15 protein-coding genes and 3 pseudogenes are annotated in these 19,133 nt (G+C 43.5%); 10 read left to right on the plus strand and 8 right to left on the minus strand.

From position 1 onward, the window contains the following. The first annotated feature begins 42 nt into the window (after positions 1 to 42). Positions 43 to 312, plus strand: a complete 270-nt coding sequence (locus CHA6605_RS37070; RefSeq protein WP_315874936.1) for a leucine-rich repeat domain-containing protein — start codon at positions 43 to 45, stop codon at positions 310 to 312. On the opposite strand, the pseudogene CHA6605_RS05310 reads toward CHA6605_RS37070, so the two are convergent. Both CHA6605_RS05310 and CHA6605_RS05315 read right to left on the minus strand, forming a co-directional pair. Next, a pseudogene (locus tag CHA6605_RS05310) lies at positions 289 to 537 on the minus strand (type II toxin-antitoxin system VapC family toxin); the annotation flags it as partial. The gene CHA6605_RS37070 and the pseudogene CHA6605_RS05310 overlap by 24 nt on opposite strands. Then, positions 537 to 839 carry a helix-turn-helix domain-containing protein gene (locus tag CHA6605_RS05315; protein ID WP_015158510.1) on the minus strand — a complete coding sequence of 101 codons (303 nt, stop codon included), beginning with the start codon at positions 837 to 839 and terminating at the stop codon, positions 537 to 539. The gene CHA6605_RS05315 and the pseudogene CHA6605_RS05310, both read right to left, overlap by 1 nt. Positions 840 to 1,011: 172 nt before the next feature. Here CHA6605_RS05315 and CHA6605_RS05320 point away from each other — a divergent pair, with 172 nt between their 5' ends. Beyond that, the gene (locus tag CHA6605_RS05320) at positions 1,012 to 1,395 is read left to right on the plus strand and encodes a hypothetical protein (protein ID WP_015158511.1); all 384 of its coding nucleotides are present in this window, start codon (positions 1,012 to 1,014) and stop codon (positions 1,393 to 1,395) included. Between the two features lie 5 nt (positions 1,396 to 1,400). Here the strand turns inward: CHA6605_RS05320 and CHA6605_RS05325 are convergent, their stop codons facing one another. Together CHA6605_RS05325 and pnuC are read right to left on the minus strand one after the other, a co-directional pair. Continuing rightward, complete coding sequence (locus CHA6605_RS05325) at positions 1,401 to 2,363, minus strand: AAA family ATPase (protein WP_015158512.1); 963 nt, start codon at positions 2,361 to 2,363, stop codon at positions 1,401 to 1,403. Beyond that, positions 2,356 to 2,898: pseudogene (gene pnuC / locus CHA6605_RS05330) on the minus strand (nicotinamide riboside transporter PnuC); the annotation flags it as partial. The pseudogene pnuC and the gene CHA6605_RS05325, both read right to left, overlap by 8 nt. Positions 2,899 to 3,452: 554 nt before the next feature. On the opposite strand from pnuC, the gene CHA6605_RS05335 reads away from it, so the two are divergent. Next, entirely contained in the window at positions 3,453 to 5,309 is a 1,857-nt protein-coding gene (locus CHA6605_RS05335) for a vWA domain-containing protein (RefSeq protein WP_015158513.1), read from the plus strand. Positions 5,310 to 5,452: 143 nt separating this feature from the next. Further along, entirely contained in the window at positions 5,453 to 6,301 is an 849-nt protein-coding gene (locus CHA6605_RS05340; RefSeq protein ID WP_015158514.1) for a DUF6671 family protein, read from the plus strand. A 172-nt stretch (positions 6,302 to 6,473) separates the two neighbouring features. Here CHA6605_RS05340 and CHA6605_RS05345 read toward each other — a convergent pair whose 3' ends face one another. Together CHA6605_RS05345 and CHA6605_RS05350 are read right to left on the minus strand one after the other, a co-directional pair. Further along, a complete protein-coding gene (locus CHA6605_RS05345) occupies positions 6,474 to 7,481 on the minus strand; it encodes a tyrosine-type recombinase/integrase (protein WP_015158515.1) in 1,008 nt (335 codons plus the stop codon). A 1,307-nt stretch (positions 7,482 to 8,788) separates the two neighbouring features. Next, entirely contained in the window at positions 8,789 to 9,097 is a 309-nt protein-coding gene (locus CHA6605_RS05350) for a hypothetical protein (RefSeq protein WP_015158517.1), read from the minus strand. A 1,109-nt stretch (positions 9,098 to 10,206) separates the two neighbouring features. Between CHA6605_RS05350 and CHA6605_RS05355 the strand changes: the two genes are divergently transcribed. The 3 genes and pseudogenes from CHA6605_RS05355 to CHA6605_RS05365 all read left to right on the plus strand — a co-directional run bounded on the left by CHA6605_RS05355 (position 10,207) and on the right by CHA6605_RS05365 (position 12,840). Further along, positions 10,207 to 11,580 (plus strand): IS4 family transposase, encoded by a 1,374-nt coding sequence (locus CHA6605_RS05355; RefSeq protein WP_015158054.1) that lies wholly within the window; start codon positions 10,207 to 10,209, stop codon positions 11,578 to 11,580. A 15-nt stretch (positions 11,581 to 11,595) separates the two neighbouring features. Beyond that, a pseudogene (locus CHA6605_RS05360) lies at positions 11,596 to 12,177 on the plus strand (transposase); the annotation flags it as partial. Positions 12,178 to 12,252: 75 nt separating this feature from the next. Further along, positions 12,253 to 12,840 carry a hypothetical protein gene (locus tag CHA6605_RS05365; RefSeq protein WP_015158518.1) on the plus strand — a complete coding sequence of 196 codons (588 nt, stop codon included), beginning with the start codon at positions 12,253 to 12,255 and terminating at the stop codon, positions 12,838 to 12,840. Positions 12,841 to 12,885: 45 nt separating this feature from the next. Here CHA6605_RS05365 and CHA6605_RS05370 read toward each other — a convergent pair whose 3' ends face one another. Further along, positions 12,886 to 13,293, minus strand: coding sequence for a Nif11-like leader peptide family natural product precursor (locus tag CHA6605_RS05370; RefSeq protein WP_015158519.1), 408 nt, complete (start codon positions 13,291 to 13,293; stop codon positions 12,886 to 12,888). A gap of 164 nt (positions 13,294 to 13,457) precedes the next feature. On the opposite strand from CHA6605_RS05370, the gene CHA6605_RS05380 reads away from it, so the two are divergent. The 3 genes from CHA6605_RS05380 (at position 13,458) to CHA6605_RS33690 (ending at position 15,241) form a co-directional block, all read left to right on the plus strand. Next, on the plus strand, positions 13,458 to 13,952 hold the full coding sequence (locus CHA6605_RS05380) for a helix-turn-helix domain-containing protein (RefSeq protein ID WP_015158520.1): 495 nt from the start codon (positions 13,458 to 13,460) through the stop codon (positions 13,950 to 13,952). A gap of 8 nt (positions 13,953 to 13,960) precedes the next feature. Next, positions 13,961 to 14,527, plus strand: a complete 567-nt coding sequence (locus CHA6605_RS05385; protein ID WP_015158521.1) for an IS630 family transposase — start codon at positions 13,961 to 13,963, stop codon at positions 14,525 to 14,527. Between the two features lie 513 nt (positions 14,528 to 15,040). Further along, positions 15,041 to 15,241: a hypothetical protein gene (locus tag CHA6605_RS33690; protein WP_157259828.1), complete on the plus strand. Its 201-nt coding sequence runs from the start codon at positions 15,041 to 15,043 to the stop codon at positions 15,239 to 15,241. Between the two features lie 938 nt (positions 15,242 to 16,179). On the opposite strand, the gene CHA6605_RS34945 is transcribed toward CHA6605_RS33690, so the two are convergent. Beyond that, positions 16,180 to 19,113, minus strand: coding sequence for an RNaseH domain-containing protein (locus CHA6605_RS34945; RefSeq protein WP_015158522.1), 2,934 nt, complete (start codon positions 19,111 to 19,113; stop codon positions 16,180 to 16,182). Positions 19,114 to 19,133: the final 20 nt, after the last annotated feature.

Consider the following 19,133-nt stretch of genomic DNA (forward strand, 5'->3'; position numbering starts at 1 on the left):
AAATCTGGTGATGATATAGCTTGTTTTCTAACCGAACTAGATATGGATGGAATTGGACTCGACTACTTGCCCTGCAATATTAACAAGTTAGCTGGTGTGATTTCGTTAGATCTCAACCGAAATGAATTAATTTGCTTGCCAGATAGTAATAGTATAACAAAATTAACTTCGCTGGTAGAGCTAGATTTGTTTGGCAATCAATTAACAAGTTTGCCAGATGGTATTGGTATTTTAAAACAATTAAAGCATCTGGATTTAGAATCGAATAATTTAAAAGAATTGCCAGACAGCTCGATCTATAGGTATGATTAACAAATCGTTTAATAATGCTTCTGTCCGAAATAAAAGTTCTTGTGCTTTGAGTAAACTCTCGCCAGTTTCAGCTTTAATTAAATAATCGATCCTTCCGCGTAAAATCTCAACCTTAGTAATAATCGAGATTCCAACTTCTTCATCTGCTACCGATTTTAATCGTTCCACAACATTAGCATTACCAGCATGAAGATGTGTCAAGGTATCGGTATCGAACAAATACATTAATTAGATCCTAAATTGTCATCGATTTCCGGGCGTTCTCTGGCTTGATAAATTGATGCTCTCAGTTGCGCGATCTCATCATCATCGGCTAAAGCACCTGCTTGAGAGAGCAAGATCGAACTACTGCTTTTGGAACGCAACCAATCATCGATCGCCGATTTCAGAAATCGCCAATCATTTTCAATCTTTCGACCGGGGAGATTACCTTTTTGAGCTAGACTGGCAACTGTTTCAATCGATAAACGTAAGTAACCTGAAGCCTCTTCTAAAGTTAGGACATCAGGAATCGTAACTCTGTCCATAATTTCGATCGACTATTAGATAGTTTGAATTTAAACTTAACATTGTCAATACTTACCAAATTATATAGCATACCGGAGATAACCGACAACTCTGCGGCGATCAATGTTAATCGATCGCGATCCAAGAGCTGCAAAAAATTGTTAAGATCGCCGTAGTCTTCTTCTCAACCTTATGCAACTCAATCTCACCACAAATCGATTGACGATCGAATTAGAATGGTACGAGCAATTGTGGGCAGTAACTCTAGAGCGACAAATGCACATCCCACTCAGTCGGATCGATCGAGCTACAACTGAAGAACCTCAAAGTAATTGGGCAGAAATTCGCGCTCCAGGGACATTTTTACCAGGAGTAATTAAAGCAGGAACTTATTACACCAAGCGAGGTAAGGAATTTTGGTACGTTACTTCAGATCGAGATTACTTGACCTTAGAATTGCACGATGAACCATATCGGCGGATCGTTATTACTATTCCCGATAATATCGTTTGGGCAGAACGAATAGATCGATCGCTAACAGAACTCAGAAGCGATCGACAAATCCCGATCGAGTAAACTAATTACAGTCGATCGATAATCGCGATCGCTTTTTTGAGACGTTGTTGTGGCGAACCGGAGATAGATTGAAACGATCGATTGTGGGCGGTTAATTCGGCGATGAATGTTTCGTGCATCCAGTTACGAATTGCCTTGCCGTCGCGGGTGCCGTCCTGCACGAATGGCGTCTTGACATCGGTTAATAAATACAAATCGGGTGGCTTTTGTCGATCGACTATTGCGGCTACATCTTGAGAAGGAAACTGTAAATATCGTCGATGCCAGATTCCTGTCGCAAAGGCATCCGTATCGCAAATTAAGATTTTATTCGCATGACGCGCGGCGGCATTTTCGCGATCGCATTGTACTTTGGCGATCTGCTCGAACTCATCCGAAGTCCAATTATATCCCGCTGCCCCCGTATGTTTGCGCTCCGAATATTCGCGTCCGTATTCCCTCACCCAACTCGTGAGATAATGTGCCGCCAGTGCCTTGGCTAAGGTCGTCTTACCTGTCGATTCTGCCCCGACTAAGCAAATGCGCTTGGCGTACCAACCGCGCACTGGTGGCTCGATATACTGCCAATGCTGCAACGGTGCCGATCGAACTTTGGTGCCGGAGATCGGGAAAACAGTTCGGGATCGATCGATCGAGACATGCCCGCAACCGAGATAATGGGCAAACCTGTCGCCATAATCTTCCGAGCTAAAAACCACGTCTGGAGCGAATCCCAGCCAGCGAATGCAATTTTCCGCCCAGATTTGGGAATCATTTTCGTCATAGATATCATCGATGAGCAGCACGCGGACATCGGGATGAATTTCGCGCAACCACGCCGCTCGTAGCTCTCCAGCCGGACGTTCGTGCGGCTTTTGGCAGATGATGACGGTTAATTCATCTACTTGCGATCGTCCCGAATCGATTAGATATTTGTGTCCGCGATGCGGTGGATAAAATTTGCCAACGATTAACCCTCGTTTAGTCATCTAATTGCCGTTCCTCCCCTGACAATGTGCGCTGCCAACTAATATAACCCGCAATACACAAGCCGATAAACACTAGATATAACATGGCGGTGAGGTGCAATCCGCGCGTGATGTAGAGATATATATACAGCACATCTACCACAAACCACACCAACCAACTTTCGATCGCTTTACGATTGAGTAAATATTGTGCGGCTAAACTCAAAGCGGTTGTAAATGCATCTAATAATGGTGCCGAACCATTAACCGCTGTTAATGCCAACATCAATAACCAAGTTGACATGACGATCGCCACACTCAACCATAATAACAATTGCCATGAAACTCGCACGATCTTCAGTGGCGCGCGATCTTTGCCACCATATAACCAGTTGTACCAACCCTGCACCCCCAAACCGAGATACACGATCTGTAATCCCGCATCGCCATACAATCGCGACTGTCCAAATAAAATCAGAAAGCAAATATTATTGGCAATCCCGATCGGAAAATTCCAGATATTTTCCTTGACGACTAGATAAACACAAGCTGCACCCGTGACGAACTTCCAGTCTCCCCCTCTCCCCCTTTCTCAAAATAGTAACTAAATTTACGCCATAGACTACTGGCTCTGTGTCAGCATCGCGTCACATTTACAGCAGCCAGTTACCGAGGAACCAAATTATTAAAATCGAACTGAAGGTAGCTAACCAAATCTTCCAAATTGCCATAATTTACTCTCGTCAGTTATATTTATGTCAAAATTTAGCGTTCCTACCGATAATTAGGCAAATAAATTTCGATTGTCTTCATAGTTAGATTATCTGCTCTAAAACAGAGCTATTTATCGCTCGATCGACATAGCTTGTCTTATCAATGATTGCACCTATATACTTATCGATCGTCGATAGGTGTTAGCTTTGATGCTTCATGGGCATTATGGTCACCACACAACACGATCGACTTGGTTGGCAAATGGCTACAATAGCAACATGGTAATGTCTGCAACCGATCGAACTACAGCAAGTTTGACAATAAGATGCTGTGGATTTTGGGGCATATTAGGAGCAGCCAGCACCGATTGCCAATAGCGAAGATGAGGACAAGATAATGCAACAGACGATCGATCTAAACTGTAATTTCGACCCCGCAGTCTTACCGACTGGTACGGGATTAACTACACAGATCCTCATGCGGCTGCGCTCTGCTTTGCCAGAATTACCGCGTCGCAATCTAAATCTGTCACTGGCGATCGATCGATCTGGTTCGATGGCAGGTTCGGCACTATTTCACGCCCTCAAAGCGGCTGAATCGATCGTAGACCAATTAGCAGCTAGCGATACCTTTTCGATCGTCACCTACGATGATAAAGTCGATACGGTCGTACCGCCCCAATCCGTGAGCGATAAAGCCGCCCTCAAATCAGCAATCCGACGAGTGCGTGCTGGCGGACTGACAAATTTATCTGGCGGGTGGCTCAAAGGTTGCGAACATATCAAAACTCGCCTCGATCCGCAATGCATCAACCGAGTGTTATTACTCACCGACGGACATGCAAATGTCGGAATTACCTCACCCACGGTGCTGACGACGACATCGGGACAAAAAGCCGAAGAAGGAATTACCACTACAACTCTAGGCTTCGGGCAAGGTTTCAACGAAGATTTATTGATTGGCATGGCCAGAGCCGCCAATGGTAACTTCTACTTTATCCAAAGTATCGACGAAGCCAGCGAAGTTTTTAGGATCGAATTGGACAGTTTGCGCGCCGTCGTCGGTCAAAATTTGACAGTGACGATCGAATTCGCTCCAGGCGTGAGCCTCGTCGATACCTTGAGCTTGGCTCAAGTCAGCCAGAATAATACCGGGGCGACAGTATTGACATTGGGCGATCTCTATGAGGGTGAGGATAAACTCTTAGGCTTGAGCCTGAATATCGCCAACGCCCCGATCGGGCGATTGGCAGTGATGAAAGTACACTATACTGCCGAGATCGTCCGAGATGGGGCGATCGAGCGCGTTGCTGGTACTACAGATATTTTTGCCACCGTCGGCTCGATCGAAGAATCGGCAAATTCGGCCTCTAGCGATGTCATGTTAGAGTTAAGCCATCTGACGATCGCTAAAGCCAAAGAAACTGCCCTCACCCTCGCCGAGCAAGGCCATCGTCAAGCCGCCGAACAGGCACTAAGAAAGGTACTCAAAGATCTACACGATCGCGGACTCAACGAGAATTTTGAAATTGCCGAAGAAATCGAGCAACTAGAGTATTTCGCCACTCGGATCGCTCAAGGCGGCTTGGGCAATGCCGGACGTAAGGAACTATTGGATCAAAGCTACCAAGCCCTCAGCCGCAATCGTAGCGATCTATCGGGACGCGGTACCACCGCAGGCGATGAAGTTGCTACCTTACCGACAACTAGTGAAGTCGGTAGCGGGATCGAGTTGCACTGCGTCCGCGAAGGCGGCAAACTGAAAATTAAGGTGATTTCCGATGGTTACGATCGCACCAAAAATGTGCAATTTCCACGGGCAATTCGCGCCGAGGGCGCGCGTTATACTGTAGAAGAGTTAAAACTAGCCGAGGGCGGTTTCTATCGGGTACAGGGCAATATTTCGCGATTGACCAAACCAGGAGAAGTAGATATCTTCGCGGCTAGTAGCAATCGATCGCGCGCTATGCCGACAGGTAAAGCATCCAAAGGTACGGCGACTGCTGCCGATCTGCCCACAACCGACACCGTAGGCGATGGCGTGTTGGTACAGTGTGTCAAAGAAGGCAGCAAATTACGCGCCAGAGTAGTGGCGGATGGGTACGATCCAGATTGGAATATGCGATTTCCGCGATCGGTGCGGGAGGAAGGGATGCTATATGTAGTAGATGAGATTAAAACTGGCCCCGATGGTAAGTCTTATATTGCTTGTGGTGAGGTGAAACGTTTCGTTCAGCCAGTTAGTGCTTCGTAAGTAAGTATGAAAAACTAGAGGAGAGAGCGGGGAACGGGGGAGAAGAATGTAAAAAATGACGATCGTACCTAAAACCAGCAACGCCCAGAAAGTGTATTTTGAAACCCGTCCGCACACAAATTTATTGACAGGAGCGACGCTTGATGGAGCTTTATAAAGATGTCGAAATTGTTCTTACCACCAAGCACGAGAAAGCCAAAGCGATCGAGCCTGCTTTTTCGGAGATTTTGGGTGCGCGGATTCGATCGCTAGATTTAGATACGGATACTCTTGGCACTTTTGCTGGGGAGGTAGAAAGAAAAGGTAATGCTCTGGAGTGCGTTAAACAGAAATGCGCGTGGGGGATGGAACAAGTTAGAGCTGACTACGGGCTGGCAAGTGAGGGGAGTTTTGGCCCGCATCCGGCTATTCCTTTCGTTCGAGTTGATACCGAACTTCTTTATTTTATAGATCGCCAGCGAGATATCGGCCTTCATCTCACCGAAATATCCACAGATACAAACTATCAGATGAAGACGATTGCCTCGATCGAGGAATTGCAAAAATTTGCTCGGGACGCACGATTTCCATCACATGCCCTGGTCTTGCGACCGAATTCGGCCATCAGAGGCACACTACTATTTAAGGGTATTCAGCAACTAGACGAACTAATTGACGCTTTTAAAGATTGCGTTCGACAATCCGCAGACCGCCTAGCCTGGGTAGAGACAGATATGCGCGCGCATCTCAATCCATCAAGAATGCAAGCGATCGCTAGATTAGCGCGTAAACTGGCTACCAGGCTGTCGAATGTCTGCCCAGAATGCCATGCCCCTGGCTGGGGGATGGTTGATGTGGAAGTGGGGCTTGAATGTTCTTGGTGTGCCTCAAAAACGGAGAATGTCAAGTTTGAGATTTATGGCTGTACGAAATGCGCGTACCAAGAGAAATGTCTGCCCGCTCATGGTCTAAAAAAAGCCGATCCAGCTTATTGTTCGCGCTGTAATCCCTAAGTGTGGCGACCTCGATCGCTCGGCTCGATACCAATTAGCGATCGCCGATATTTGTGGTGAGTCGAGGGTTACATCTGTTAATTTAATCGAACAGAAATTGAGTAAATAAGACTGTCGGAGCCGACAAATGCTGAAACGATGGCTCGGTAGTCATAATCTAGCTTTAAAGATACTAAAGCAGATCGATCCCAACTTTCAACGCTGGATTATTTTCCCATCTGTCCCCCACATGAGCATAAATCGCCGTAGTACGCGGATCGGCATGACCCAACAAATCCTGTACCTGTCTCAATGTTGCCCCATTCCGCAGGGCTAATGTCCCCGCTGTATGCCGCAAACTATGAGCTGAAAGCGTCCGTCCCTCCATATACTTGAGATTTGTCGCTTGGAGATATTTATCCACCACCTGCCGAATCCCCCGCCGCGATAACCGCTCTCCGCGACCGAAATTACTGAGATTGACTAACAGCGGACTATCTACCATCGCATCAAATCCCGCAGCCCGCCGCGCGGTTAAATACGCCTCCATTAACTGTGCTAACTGGGGAGTCAGGGGCACCACCCGCATGTGTCGCTTACTACTAACTTTCACCCCCACCCGTTCCCCTTGACGCACCACATCGCCAATATTCAGCCGATGCATCTCTACCGTGCGCGTCCCTTCGAGTGTCATCACACCCAGCAATAATTTATCCCGCAGGTTTTTCAATGGCGTGGGGGTATCGATGCCGCCTAACGGCTGCGCCACCGATTTGAGCAATACTGTAGCTTCATCCTGTTCGAGATAAGTAATCTTCGCTGCCGGATCGATCGATTCTGTGGGTGGTTTCACTCCCCATGCGGGATTACCCCCCATTAATCCATATTCTACCGCTGCATCGTACAACCGACTGACTGCTGTCAATTTCACCGCGATCGTGTTTGGCTTATACCCTCGCTGTTCTGCCAACCACCACCGATAAATCTTAATCGTCTCCCGCGTTGCCGCACGCGGATCGAGCTGATTGTGACGACACCAATCTAGATACTGTTTGACCTGTGTCCAGTACGTGACGATCGTATCACCACTGGCACCACCATTAGCTACATCAAATTGTAAGAAGTTGGTGAAGACGCTTATCAATTCATCGCAATCTATTTCGACAACTGCTGGAGTCTGTTGCTCGGTGGTAGTGACCATCTGCACGAGGATTAGTTATTTTTCTTATTGTATGAAATCTCTTCTACTTATGTCACGCCTTGCAACAAATAATCATCAAGAACGCGCGTTTTTGATGCTTCGCTTTACTGGCTCGCTCATTCCCCTGCCACACCCAATCCTCGATCGCTCGACACTCACCTATCGCTCTTCTCTTGCGACAACACCTACTCACACACCTGTGCCACTCAATTTCGCTCTAATCTCCCAGATTTGTAAAATTAACGTATCAATCAAGTATAAACATAGTTGTTTTAAATATATGTATTTAATAAATATAAACACAGCAATCATTTAAACTCATGCTTGACTTTTAAAAATATTTGCTAGATTACAAGCAAGGTATGATTCAATCTGACGATACCGCACCTCCAATCGGAAACACCAAACACCGATGTTGCAGACGATCTCGTGGCTGACGAGCGAACATCGATGGAGCCACTGTTGCGAGCATTCATATAACTATGAATGTTGATGGATGTTAATAGGGAGTTGCTCTCAGACTCAATTTGGGTAGAAATGGGAGATTTAAGGATTGAGGTACCGATAAATACACTTATAGGAACCTCAATTACCACCCCTAGCCCACCCACATTCAATCGAATCCTCAATTTCATCTTCTAAATTAATGAGCAATTGAGCCAGATCCCACTCAAATCTCACTCTTTACTGGACATCTGCTGTTTGAGAATTGGTATTTAACAATGATGTGCCAAGCTAGAGATTTCGTTCCACTTACGACAATCTAAGAATACCTGAATGTACGCGATCGCTCGGACATAAATTTTGGGCATTATAGACTTAGTAAATCTGCTCGATTTTTTACCTCTCGATCGGTCGAAAATACCTAGCCATGCTTTATTTAAGTAGCGACTGGTAATGAGTGTAGCCGATTGGGGATAAAGACTATTATCTGTTCTTTTGCCGTCTGGATAATTTTACGATCGATCTCATCGATTAGCAATGGCAAGATTTTAATTGAGATTTAGGCAATCTTCACAAAAGATTGCCAGCGATAAATGCGAACTAACACGTCGATTTTACTGTGATATCGATCTGGTATTAGGACGACGTTTCTAGAGCGTTTGGCTAGTTATTAGTAATATTTTCGGTTCGATTTACGGTCGAGCGGGTGCGTACATCGGGATAATTGCCTGGAATTTGGAACGGAGGAAGATCGATCGTGCTGATGCGGGTAAATGTTGCTAGTATTGAGTTTTGCTTATTAAGGGTGTGATAATGCGTCTTTTCACATCCTTAATTTATCCATTCTCCCATCCCCCACCCACTTAGTACAAACTCCAGGTAGTCCCTCCCTTCATCCACACATAAATCTCTCCCAATATCCCTAAAATTCGATCGGATATTTTGTCAACTATTAGGTGATGCATGGCTTGGCGGGCAATAAAAATTCGCGTGGGTAAAGCTGCAAATTTCACATCTAAATCGTCGAGAATTTTAACATCTGGATCTGATAATTCCAGCGGGGTTAGTGATTCCATCTCATCATCTTCCTCATCTCCATCCATCAGATTGGTAAGGTATTCTCGGACGGTGAGACCCTTCTGCTTGGCGATCTTCTTAGCCCTATCTAGCAATACTTTCGGCAGCTTTTGGGATTGTTTCTCTGTCCAGTCTGGGTCGATTTCAGCATTGATTCGATGGGTGGTAATTTCGGTGGGAGCGTTCGCTGCGAGGATGTTTTTCCAGGCTTGTTCTAGTGCGGGTCCGTCTTCGTAATAGCCGACTGCTTGGTTGTAAATTTTGATAATGTGATTGCACTAGCGAAGGCTCTGAATGTAAGTATTAAGACGGTATGCAGTTCGATGGGTATAGATGTAGCGGAGGTGCCCAATGACAACTAAAGTTGTGCGGCGAATGATTTGGATTCCTTCTGTCACTGATGTCTAGTCAGGAATAGCCCGAAATTGGCATTTAAGTAACGTAATTAGCGATCGATGTGGAAAATTAGTCTAATTCAATTAATATCGCTTTACAGGGCATTTAAAGGGCAAATCTAATCGATCGAGTCTACTTTCCCAGACCGATTGAATTTGTGGCATCGATGATTCGATCGATCTCCGCCGTTTTTGTGAGAAAAATCCCCAGATCTTCTGTTTTGACCTGAGCAGACTGGGGGTGAAAACAAAAAATCTGTTTTCTTTAAAGAAATAACGTCTTTATTAAAAATAAGTATATTTAAAAAGTATACACGGATATAAAATAAGTAAGCGTGAGTTTTTATTTGTGGCGAGAAGTCGATCGCGAGGAAAAATGACTACTCGCCTTCAAAATAGTCGAGATCTAGGCGTTTGATTTGGTATTCGCAGATCGCAGAGACACCGAGATTGACATCGATGGCATAACGGCTGTTTGCCAGAGGGAAGTAGTTCCACGATCGAGCGGTGTTTCATTTTCTCACTCTGCCAGCCCGTTGACTCGATCTAAACTCAGTAGATCGCAAAGAGCTGAAAAAAGGGTAGAGTCTGGCTAGACAAAAACAAAAACAGCCATGACGACTACCCCAAATTGATTATCCCCGACCCCAGCATTAACTGACGAAGGTACATTGGCATCAGCAATCGATTGTTTGACTAGCCACCTGGAAATCATTCGTGACAAGTTAAGAAAATCAGAGATTTGTCAAAAAGGTAATAAAAAGATGCCAAACTGTTTCTAGTCAAGAGTTTGAGGGAATAGAGGCCTGATGACCAGCCGCCGAAGAAGTAACCGCGACCACGCCAAAAAGAACCACCAACCAGGTGTGGAAGATGAGATCATCGCCGCTCAAGTAGAGGCTTTATTGACACCAGCAATTTTCAATCAAAGTCATTACTACCGACAATTAGGGCTGAGAAATCGGCTGTTAAATTTACCCTTGATGATGGCAGCAGTGCTGACGCTACTGTGGCGGAATGTGCCAGGAGTCAGAGAACTAAGCCGAATGTTAGGGCGAGAAGGATTTTTGTGGTGTGAGCCAACACAAGTAAGTCAACAGGCGATTGCACAAAGATTTCTGACCTTTCCATCTGAGTTATTTGAGAGAGTGTTTAAGGAATTACTGCCAGAATTTAGAGTGAAGTGGCACCAGAGAAAACAGCGATTGTTGCCACAAAGCATTGAATTTGCTCAAGCAAAATTTGAGCGGATTTGGGCATGTGATGGCTCCACATTGGAAGCGATATTCAAGAAATTAGATAGCTTATCTGATGTGCCAATCGGACAACTAGCGGGAAAAATGGGAGTAGTCATAGATTTGGTGACGAGATTGCCGATTGAAATCTGGTTTAGAGAAAATCCCAAAGCTTCAGATGTTAATTTTGAGAAAGATATCCTGAATTTAGTAACATCGGGCACTTTATTGCTCTTGGATCGAGGCTTCTATCATTTCCAATTTTGGCAAGAATTAATTAACAGAGATATTCATTTTATTACTCGATTAAAAAAAGGTGCATCGCTACAGATAGAGCGAGTATTTAGCAATAGTTATAGTATCCGTGACCGAATAGTGCGGATGGGGTCTGGCACCAAAAAGACTCCATATATAACTGTAAGATTAGTCGAAATTAAAGTGGGTAAAGTCTGGTATTCTTATCTAACTAGTGTACTCGACCCATTGAATCTTCCTCCCTATGTAGTCGCCGATTTGTACGGAAGACGGTGGCGAATTGAAGAGGCTTTTAATACTGTTAAACGATTGCTCGGGTTGAGTTATTTATGGACTGGTTCAGTTAATGGAATTAAATTACAGATGTGGGGGACTTGGCTGTTTTATGCAGTTCTAGTCGATTTAGGTGATGCTGTAGCTGATGAATTATCTCTCCCATTCGACCGCATTTCTTTAGAGATGATTTATCGAGGTCTTTATCACTTTCATGTAGCTCATCATAAAGGTTTAGCTGCCAATCCAGTCACCTATTTTGCTGCCCCAGAGAATCAAGATTTAGGTATTGTTAAAACTGTTCGTAAACCTAATGTTAAGTTAATTATTGCACCTTTTCCTGATTCTATGAGTCGAACAGACAATTTTTTCTTCGACTCATCGCCTCAAGCCCGCTTGACAAGTGCGATCGCTTCTTAACTTGTCACTAATGGTCTCGACCGAGGGTTTTACAGTGTACCAATTATTCGCTGGCTCAAAGCACTCAATTTTCCGTTCTTAATGCCTGCGGTGATTCGCGGTAAAACAGGTGGTACTCGTGCCTTGTTGAGGGGACGGAAGAGTTATGCCACTGATTACACCATCAACAGCCCTAAATACGGTAGCCTCACTTGTCAAATGCGAGTGGTTTGTGGCTATCACAAAGGCTTTAAGGGTCAACATGGGATTCGCTATCTGGTTTATGCTGTCCATCGGGTCAAGATTGCCTTAAATCAGCTTCACCATTACTATCGTCAACGATTTGGAATTGAGACTAGCTATCGCCTCAAGAATCATTGTCGGATTCGGACTACTACTAAAAATCCGGTACTGCGACTTTTATTTGTCGCTCTGGCTTTTGTTTTGGTCAATCTCTGGGTCTATTTACTTTGGCATTTCATCAGTCGCTCCAGACGGGGTGGACAGCTTGTTTACCATGCTTTGTTCCCCTTAAACATCATGTTGCAGTTCCTCTCTACTGCCGTTGAGCGACGTTTTCCCGTCGTTACAGCTATTTATTTGCCCATTTTAGATTGACTTTGCGATCTACTGAAACTGAAACCTATTTGATGACTCATAATAGAATGATGTGTTGAGGGAGAAAAAGTTTGTATGGATTCTGGAAAATTTTTAGTTGTGCTGCTATCTTGTTGGCAAATAGGAGCTAGCTCTGCGGTACAGGCCGCTGGTGAAAATTCAGTCCCGCTAGCGCAAGGCACAATCGAAATAGTGGAGCGGAAGGTTCCTTGCTCTACAGCAGAATTTAGCTATTTTTTTCGTGTTTTTGTTCGCGGATTAAACGATCGCCTGCCCAAAACGGCTATTCGCAATGCCTATGTCTGGCCTCAGGTGGAAGTTCGGATCGATCGAAAACCAAGTCAACTATTAGTAACTGCCCCCAAGCAAGATTATATTGGTGATGGCTTCAAGATTGGATTGCAGCAAAACTTATGGGTCTATTTAGGCCCACAGGTGTTAAATGGTAACTATCCAAGGCTAAAGGTTAAGTTCAAACCCCTCACCCGTCAAAAAATCAGGGTTGAATACAGCCAAGCTGAGTATGCACCAGTAGCCAATGCTAGGGCAAATCAAGAGCGGCTGGTAAAAACTTTTGGCGAATCAGGAGCTTATATTTTCGAGCATCGTTTGGGCTGTTGGCGGTTGACTCAAGAACTAAGATCTGCTGTGACTTTGCCATAGCAGCGGTACGACAGTATTCAGACAAAACTTCAAAATAAAAGAGACTTATAGCAATCCCAGGTTTCTAAACCACAGCTTCTCAAAGCTAAACCCAGGAATTGCAGCGGCGGCTATTGCTGCTTGTTGAAAGTCATCGGCGGCGAGTGCAAATCCGTTGCGGTTAGCTAGATCGATAGCGGCTGGTAGAGATTGACATTGCTTCAGTTCTTGATTTAGTTCTTCCGATTGTTGCGCCAACTCGAAGAAACTCCGCATTGGCGGATCGAGGGTGATTACCCAGGCATGGTAAGCGGTTTGGGCGATTTCTCGCATGTCTTCCATTGTTAATTCGACACCTTCGGCTCTAGCGAGAGCGATTAATTCGATCGGCGATCGCATCTGTTCTATCTGCGATTGGAGTGCTGGGGAGTCTTTGACTAAGCGATCGAACGATCGAGCATTTGATAAGGACATTAGATGAATTACCTGTTGTTTGTCTATAGTTAACTAGGGCTTGCTGCTTTGTCGATCGATTGACTAGCTTGCCGTAATCTTTCGGAGATCTCATCTAATACCAATTTAAATTTAAGGGATGACAGATCGGCTAAAATGAGAAATGGAGGATAAGAGAGATAGAGATGGCAGGAAAAACCTCAATTACGATCGCACAGAGCTTAGAAGAAATAACCGCAAGATTACATCAAGCCAGCCAGCCGATAGTCAAGGAAAGGCTCCAGGTACTCTACTGGCTCAAACAAGAGAAGGCACCCAGCATCAGCAAGATTGCTAAAGCAATTGGGAGACATCGAGGGACATTACAAGAATGGTTAAGAATCTATCGCACCGGAGGATTGGCAGCATTAGAAAGTGTCAAAAGTAGCCCAGGCGGGGGCAATCGGGTAATTCCGACCTGGGCAGAAGAGTCGTTGTCAAAACGATTACAAGATCCAGAAAATGGATTTGATAGCTATGGAGCAGTCCAGGAATGGTTGTCCGAAACGTTAGGCGTCGAAGCAGAGTATCATGCGGTTTATCAAATGACCCGCTATCGGCTCAAAGCCAAGCTGAAAGTAGCACGACCACAACATTACAAGCAAGATCGGGACAGCCGTTTGGCTTTTAAAAAAACTTAGCTTCGGACTTGGAACTGTTAAGTTTATTCGATCGCCAGAATGAGCGACCTTTAAGGTATTTTGTTCAAGATGAAAGTCGGTTTGGACTCAAAACGTTAATTGGTAGATTGCTGACGGCTTGCGGCATTAAACCGATTGGAGAATGGCAATGGCTATTTAAGGCATTTTGGCTATATGGGGCGGTTGAACCAGCCACAGGAGAGTCTTTTTTTCTGCAATTCTCTCATGTCGATACCGAGTGCTTTCAACGGTTTTTGGATGAATTTGCCAAGATTTATCCAGATAGTCTCAATGTTATTCAAGTTGACAATGGTCGTTTTCATACCAGCAAGAAATTGGTGATACCAGAAAATATTATCCTGATATTTCAACCACCTTATTGCCCAGAACTAAATCCAATTGAGCACTTGTGGCAATATCTCAAAGCTGATCTACGATGGGCTTCAGTCAAAACTCTGGAAGAACTTCAAATCAAGGTAGGGCAACTTTTGGCAGAACTAACTCCTGAAATCATTGCGAGTATTACCGGATATCCATTCATTTTAGATGCACTATCTGTCGTCAACACCATTTAAATTGGTATAAGCTCTCTTTGATGATGATTGAGGGTACTCCTGCCATCTAAATATCTCCAATCTATCCTTCCTAGTCGATCTCATCTGTCATCTCTTCGATTTAATTTGGTATAACTACATCAAGAGTTCTGATTCCCCCTTTCCCGTGCGTAATTGACTATTTTTCGAGTTTGACGAGATCTACCTACACATCCATTACAAAATAGGCTGATTTAGCGACGAAACCCAATTTATGTCCTTTCCCTGTACAGACTAAATTGATGGCTCTCAAGGCGAAAATAGAGGGCTTTGAGAGGATGTTTGTAGGTATTTTGCAGGTATCGATCGAACCATCAGAACCATTGGGTTTTCGATCGATACCCAGCAGACAAGGGATGCCTTTGGGACGATCGCGCAAAAGCAGTAGGCACTAAACCAATAACTACCATTTTCGATCGCCCAACAGCCGAGCTTAAATCGAACATCTCTTCATCTCCCTCGACAATGGGCTGATTTAGCTGCAAAACCCCATTCATGTTTCCATATATCGACCGAATTGATGGCTCTCACGGCGAAAATAGGCCGCTCTGGGGCGATCTTTGTTGCTGTCTGCCTGTTGTCGGTCGCGCGCCCTGTCATCGCTCGTTGGCGGAGCCTCTGAGTTTTCCTGGCACTCACCACTGGGAAATACTCTCGATCGCACCCTTGATTTGCGGCAAAACATTTCCGAGGTAGAGGTAACTACAGGAATTGCCCGACCTCTTTCTCGAGCGGGTTTGAATCGATCGCCTATGGTTGTTACTAAGCCCGCAATTAACACACCCTCACACCTGGCAGAGCGGTCTGTATCCTGTTGTCACTTAGATACTACGTCCGTGTTCGGTTAGGCATTGATTTTTTGAGTTGGAGAGGAGACACGAGGCGAAACAAGCCTAATAAACTAATTTTAGTCACCCTGAAAGTATATTTGTTTTTTTAAAATGTAGTTATTTTTTATGTATGAGATTATTTTTTTATAAGCGTTAGTTTATAAATTTATTATGGTTATAATAGACAAGCGTATTTATTTATATGATATTAAAATTTGCTGTAAATTGAAAAAGATCGATCGAAAGGTATGTGAGCAGGATCGCCAAACTACTCGTCAACGCGATCGAAAGTGAGGATTCGAGCAAAAAGTGAGTTCTGAGATCGGATCGCCTGGTATAGCATTGCAAAATGTTTGGTATAGCATTGCAAAATGTTGGACAAGTAACCGATTTGACGCAATGGAGCTTAGACTAAATCTTGTCAGCTAAAGACCCAGTGATGTCAGAACCAATTCAATCCGATCGAGAGATAGGTACAGTTACCAATGAAAACCGTCTTTGTCGTTCATCATCTGCATGTCCCTCCCAGCGGAGAGGAAGACACCAAATTAATTGGGACATATAGCTCTTCCAAAACGGATCGAAGTCCAGCCTGGATTTTGCGACTACCCACGCCTCATCGATCCACTCATCGACGATTATGAATAAAGGGCTATTACTATATGATGGGGTCTCCTGGGTTTGTAGTAGAAACTGGATCTCAAGCTACAAAAATAGCTTCGTGTGAACGCTGAATTCCTTGCCAAGAGGCGTATAAGTTTAAATCATCACCAAATACTCAGGAGAGCCATATGATGGATTCTATTAGTCCAAATCCAAAATACATAGTAAATCTTCGATCGATTCTATTCCCAAGTGCATCGGGTATGGACGACTGATATTTCCTCTCGTGAATGCGGGAGAAGTTCTTAGCAAATGTGGTACTCGGCACAGTGCTTTGAGCTTGTCTTCTGTTTGAAAATCGTGATGAACAAAGAATGGTAATATTTCGACCATTTGCTGGTGTTTATAGGCAATATTGGCAGCACCTAGGTCTTTTTTATACAATTCTCTGTTATTAGTTGTATGTTGTGTCTTTTTCTGGGTATCTGGTATTCGCCCTACAGAAAAGTAATGCAATAGTTCTGAGACTGTTTTGTCTATAAATCCGCTTAACTTTGTAAAATCTGAAGTCTCTTTATCTTCGTTCCAAGTTTCTCGATTAGGTACATACTGCGGAGTTTCTTGGTTGGTGCGAAGGCGAATTACACCTAGTAAATTTACGAATTTTTCATCGTCTCTCTGATATGTGGTATGACCAGTTACATGACTAAAGTCTAGAATATCTCGTTGTGCTAGTAAATATTCATTCTTAAGTTGAAACCACGCTCGATCGTCTTTGCTACCTTCATTCCGCCAAACATCGGCTTCAATTAGAGCGATCGTCGGATGTTCGAGATGTTGGCTTAAAACGTCAGCTACAAACTTTACTAAGTGTCCGCCTTTCATTTGAACTCGATCGAGACTATCTGCATCTTTTTTTCGTGCCTGATGAAACAACTTACCGATAGCTAGTCCGGATTGTGAATAAGGAAGCCATTGTTTTTGATTAGGGAGTAACACATCTACCATCCCTGTTGCACTCAGCCGAACGGCAACTGCATATTGAAATGGTGTATTACCGATATAGTTGTTTTTTTTGATTCGGCAGAAGCCAATTACATCTAATTGTTGAGCAATTTCTTCTGATATTCCTGCAACTTTATAAATTTCTGATGGCATTCCATACAATGCGCCTGTCTGACGTAAGGTTAAATCTAATACGGCATTTAATACTCTCCCCTCAGTTGCTTTGGTATAAGATGCATCATCTGTTGAATTTTCTTTCTCTTTCTGTTTGACTGTTTGCAACATTTGAGAATTGATATTCTCTAATACACAAGCTTCTCTGACTGCTCCTCGAATACTTTGTCGAGGATGTACTCCCTTTAAGTTACTCGTTCCAATTTCAATAATAGCAAAAAGATCGGAGTTGCTTTTGTCATTTACTACATGAACTATCTTCTCTTGAATAAAAGCTTGCCACTCTTTACGTTTTAAATAGTGTTGCTTGTCGATTTCTTTGTCGAAGTCTTTGTTTATGGACGGCAATCCAGAGACGGTTAATTTTTCTAGAAGATGAGAATTATCGATGAAAATATCTATTACGTTAATGTGGGCAGGGAAATCATCATCCTCTTTAATCAAAAAGGCTTTGTGTAACTGCTGACGGACTAATTCCCTGGTATGCCTTTCTTGGTAAATGATAAGTATATATATGCGCTTTCTATCGAACGATGGCTTAATAGCACTTGCAACAATAATTTGCTCTGCCTTGATATAGGTTTCTTTTTCTCCTTCTGTTTGAGCATTTTTTTTGATTTCGGACGGGTTTAAAGATGTACGATGTGATTCATAGTCGCTCATCGCTAAAGGTAGTTTTTTACCGCTAGGGGTAGGAACATCGCACTCCATCGAGCGATCTGGAATTAATATGCCATCTAGTAATTGGATAATTTGATTAATAATATCGGCACGTTCTTTTAAACTAAAGCCTGTTTTAATGGAATGTCCGTGTCCTCTTCCTTTTTGACTTTCTTGTCTATATCCATAACCTTCAGCATGAACGATATAGTATTCATCTTGCTTCCAATTATCGATATAATCTAAATTACCAAATTTAATTGGATCGTTTAAAATATCAATTGGAGAAACAAGTGGTCTTGCTTTGAATGCAGTTAGCACATCTGGCAATTGTTCTTGCCAGGGTTTACTAGCATTATTTTCAACAGTTAAACGAACCAATGTTGAATCGATCGGATATTCATCTAATCTGGCTTTGTTCATACCCATTAAAATCGAAATATCTCGACCGTGGTTATTCTTCACCAAAGGCTCGTGAGCGTATCTTTGACAACTAAGATTTACAAATATCCAAGGTTTGAGATGACCTGCTGAGTTGAGTCTTCCAGCTTGAGTCTGTAAGTAAAAATCTAACCGATAAGCGAAAAAACCTTCTTTTTCGTCATCACTATCATCAATATAATAAGTTGCTTTGAATGGTTGACTGACTAGGTGTAATCCTATTTTTGTCGAACCGTCACCTTGGACTTTGCGCCATACAATAGTTTGCTCTCTAGCTCCAGAAGAAATAGTACAGGTTTGTTCGTGCAATAAACTTACTAATAAACTGGGAATAGCTTGATAGCCCAATCCATTTTGAGTGTTAATATCTTTAATTAAAGTTTCGGGCTGAATATATTCCCATTGCCAATCTGAGGGAATTCTCTCGATCGCAGCTAGAAATCGATCGCACACAGATCGAAATTCATCTTTATTAGCTTGTTTATTTAAAAACTGTGTTGTCCAATTTTTCGCCCAGATATAGATTAACTGATAGATTTGTGCTGGTGTTGCGATCGATTCCATCGATTTCCCAACGGCTAAAGCCTGACGTTGAGGGATATAGTCTATAGGCATTGAAGATTCAAACCCATAAGTCAATGTAGAAGTACAAGCAAGGATTGCATTATTTAATTGACGATAGGGTGCATAAACTTTAGCATTACTACGTAACACTTGTTGAATATCTCTACAAAAATCCTGAACTTCTTTAGAGAAGGGAAACTTCAAGACAACAATTCTCATGTCAGATAAAGAATCGATCGCTAAATCCATCCGAGCAGGTAAAGCAACAGGAGAGCTATTTTTTTTAGGCATGATTTTAAGGTGTGAGAAGA

It is taken from the genome of Chamaesiphon minutus PCC 6605 (assembly GCF_000317145.1).
Classification (GTDB): Bacteria; Cyanobacteriota; Cyanobacteriia; order Cyanobacteriales; family Chamaesiphonaceae; genus Chamaesiphon; species Chamaesiphon minutus.

Coding starts and splice junctions, on each gene's coding strand:
- CHA6605_RS37070 (WP_315874936.1), top strand. CDS start 43: ATGGATGGAATTGGACTCGACTACTTGCCCTGCAATATTAACAAGTTA.
- CHA6605_RS05315 (WP_015158510.1), bottom strand. CDS start 839: ATGGACAGAGTTACGATTCCTGATGTCCTAACTTTAGAAGAGGCTTCA.
- CHA6605_RS05320 (WP_015158511.1), top strand. CDS start 1,012: ATGCAACTCAATCTCACCACAAATCGATTGACGATCGAATTAGAATGG.
- CHA6605_RS05325 (WP_015158512.1), bottom strand. CDS start 2,363: ATGACTAAACGAGGGTTAATCGTTGGCAAATTTTATCCACCGCATCGC.
- CHA6605_RS05335 (WP_015158513.1), top strand. CDS start 3,453: ATGCAACAGACGATCGATCTAAACTGTAATTTCGACCCCGCAGTCTTA.
- CHA6605_RS05340 (WP_015158514.1), top strand. CDS start 5,453: ATGGAGCTTTATAAAGATGTCGAAATTGTTCTTACCACCAAGCACGAG.
- CHA6605_RS05345 (WP_015158515.1), bottom strand. CDS start 7,481: ATGGTCACTACCACCGAGCAACAGACTCCAGCAGTTGTCGAAATAGAT.
- CHA6605_RS05355 (WP_015158054.1), top strand. CDS start 10,207: ATGACCAGCCGCCGAAGAAGTAACCGCGACCACGCCAAAAAGAACCAC.
- CHA6605_RS05365 (WP_015158518.1), top strand. CDS start 12,253: ATGGATTCTGGAAAATTTTTAGTTGTGCTGCTATCTTGTTGGCAAATA.
- CHA6605_RS05370 (WP_015158519.1), bottom strand. CDS start 13,293: ATGTCCTTATCAAATGCTCGATCGTTCGATCGCTTAGTCAAAGACTCC.
- CHA6605_RS05380 (WP_015158520.1), top strand. CDS start 13,458: ATGGCAGGAAAAACCTCAATTACGATCGCACAGAGCTTAGAAGAAATA.
- CHA6605_RS33690 (WP_157259828.1), top strand. CDS start 15,041: ATGTTTCCATATATCGACCGAATTGATGGCTCTCACGGCGAAAATAGG.
- CHA6605_RS34945 (WP_015158522.1), bottom strand. CDS start 19,113: ATGCCTAAAAAAAATAGCTCTCCTGTTGCTTTACCTGCTCGGATGGAT.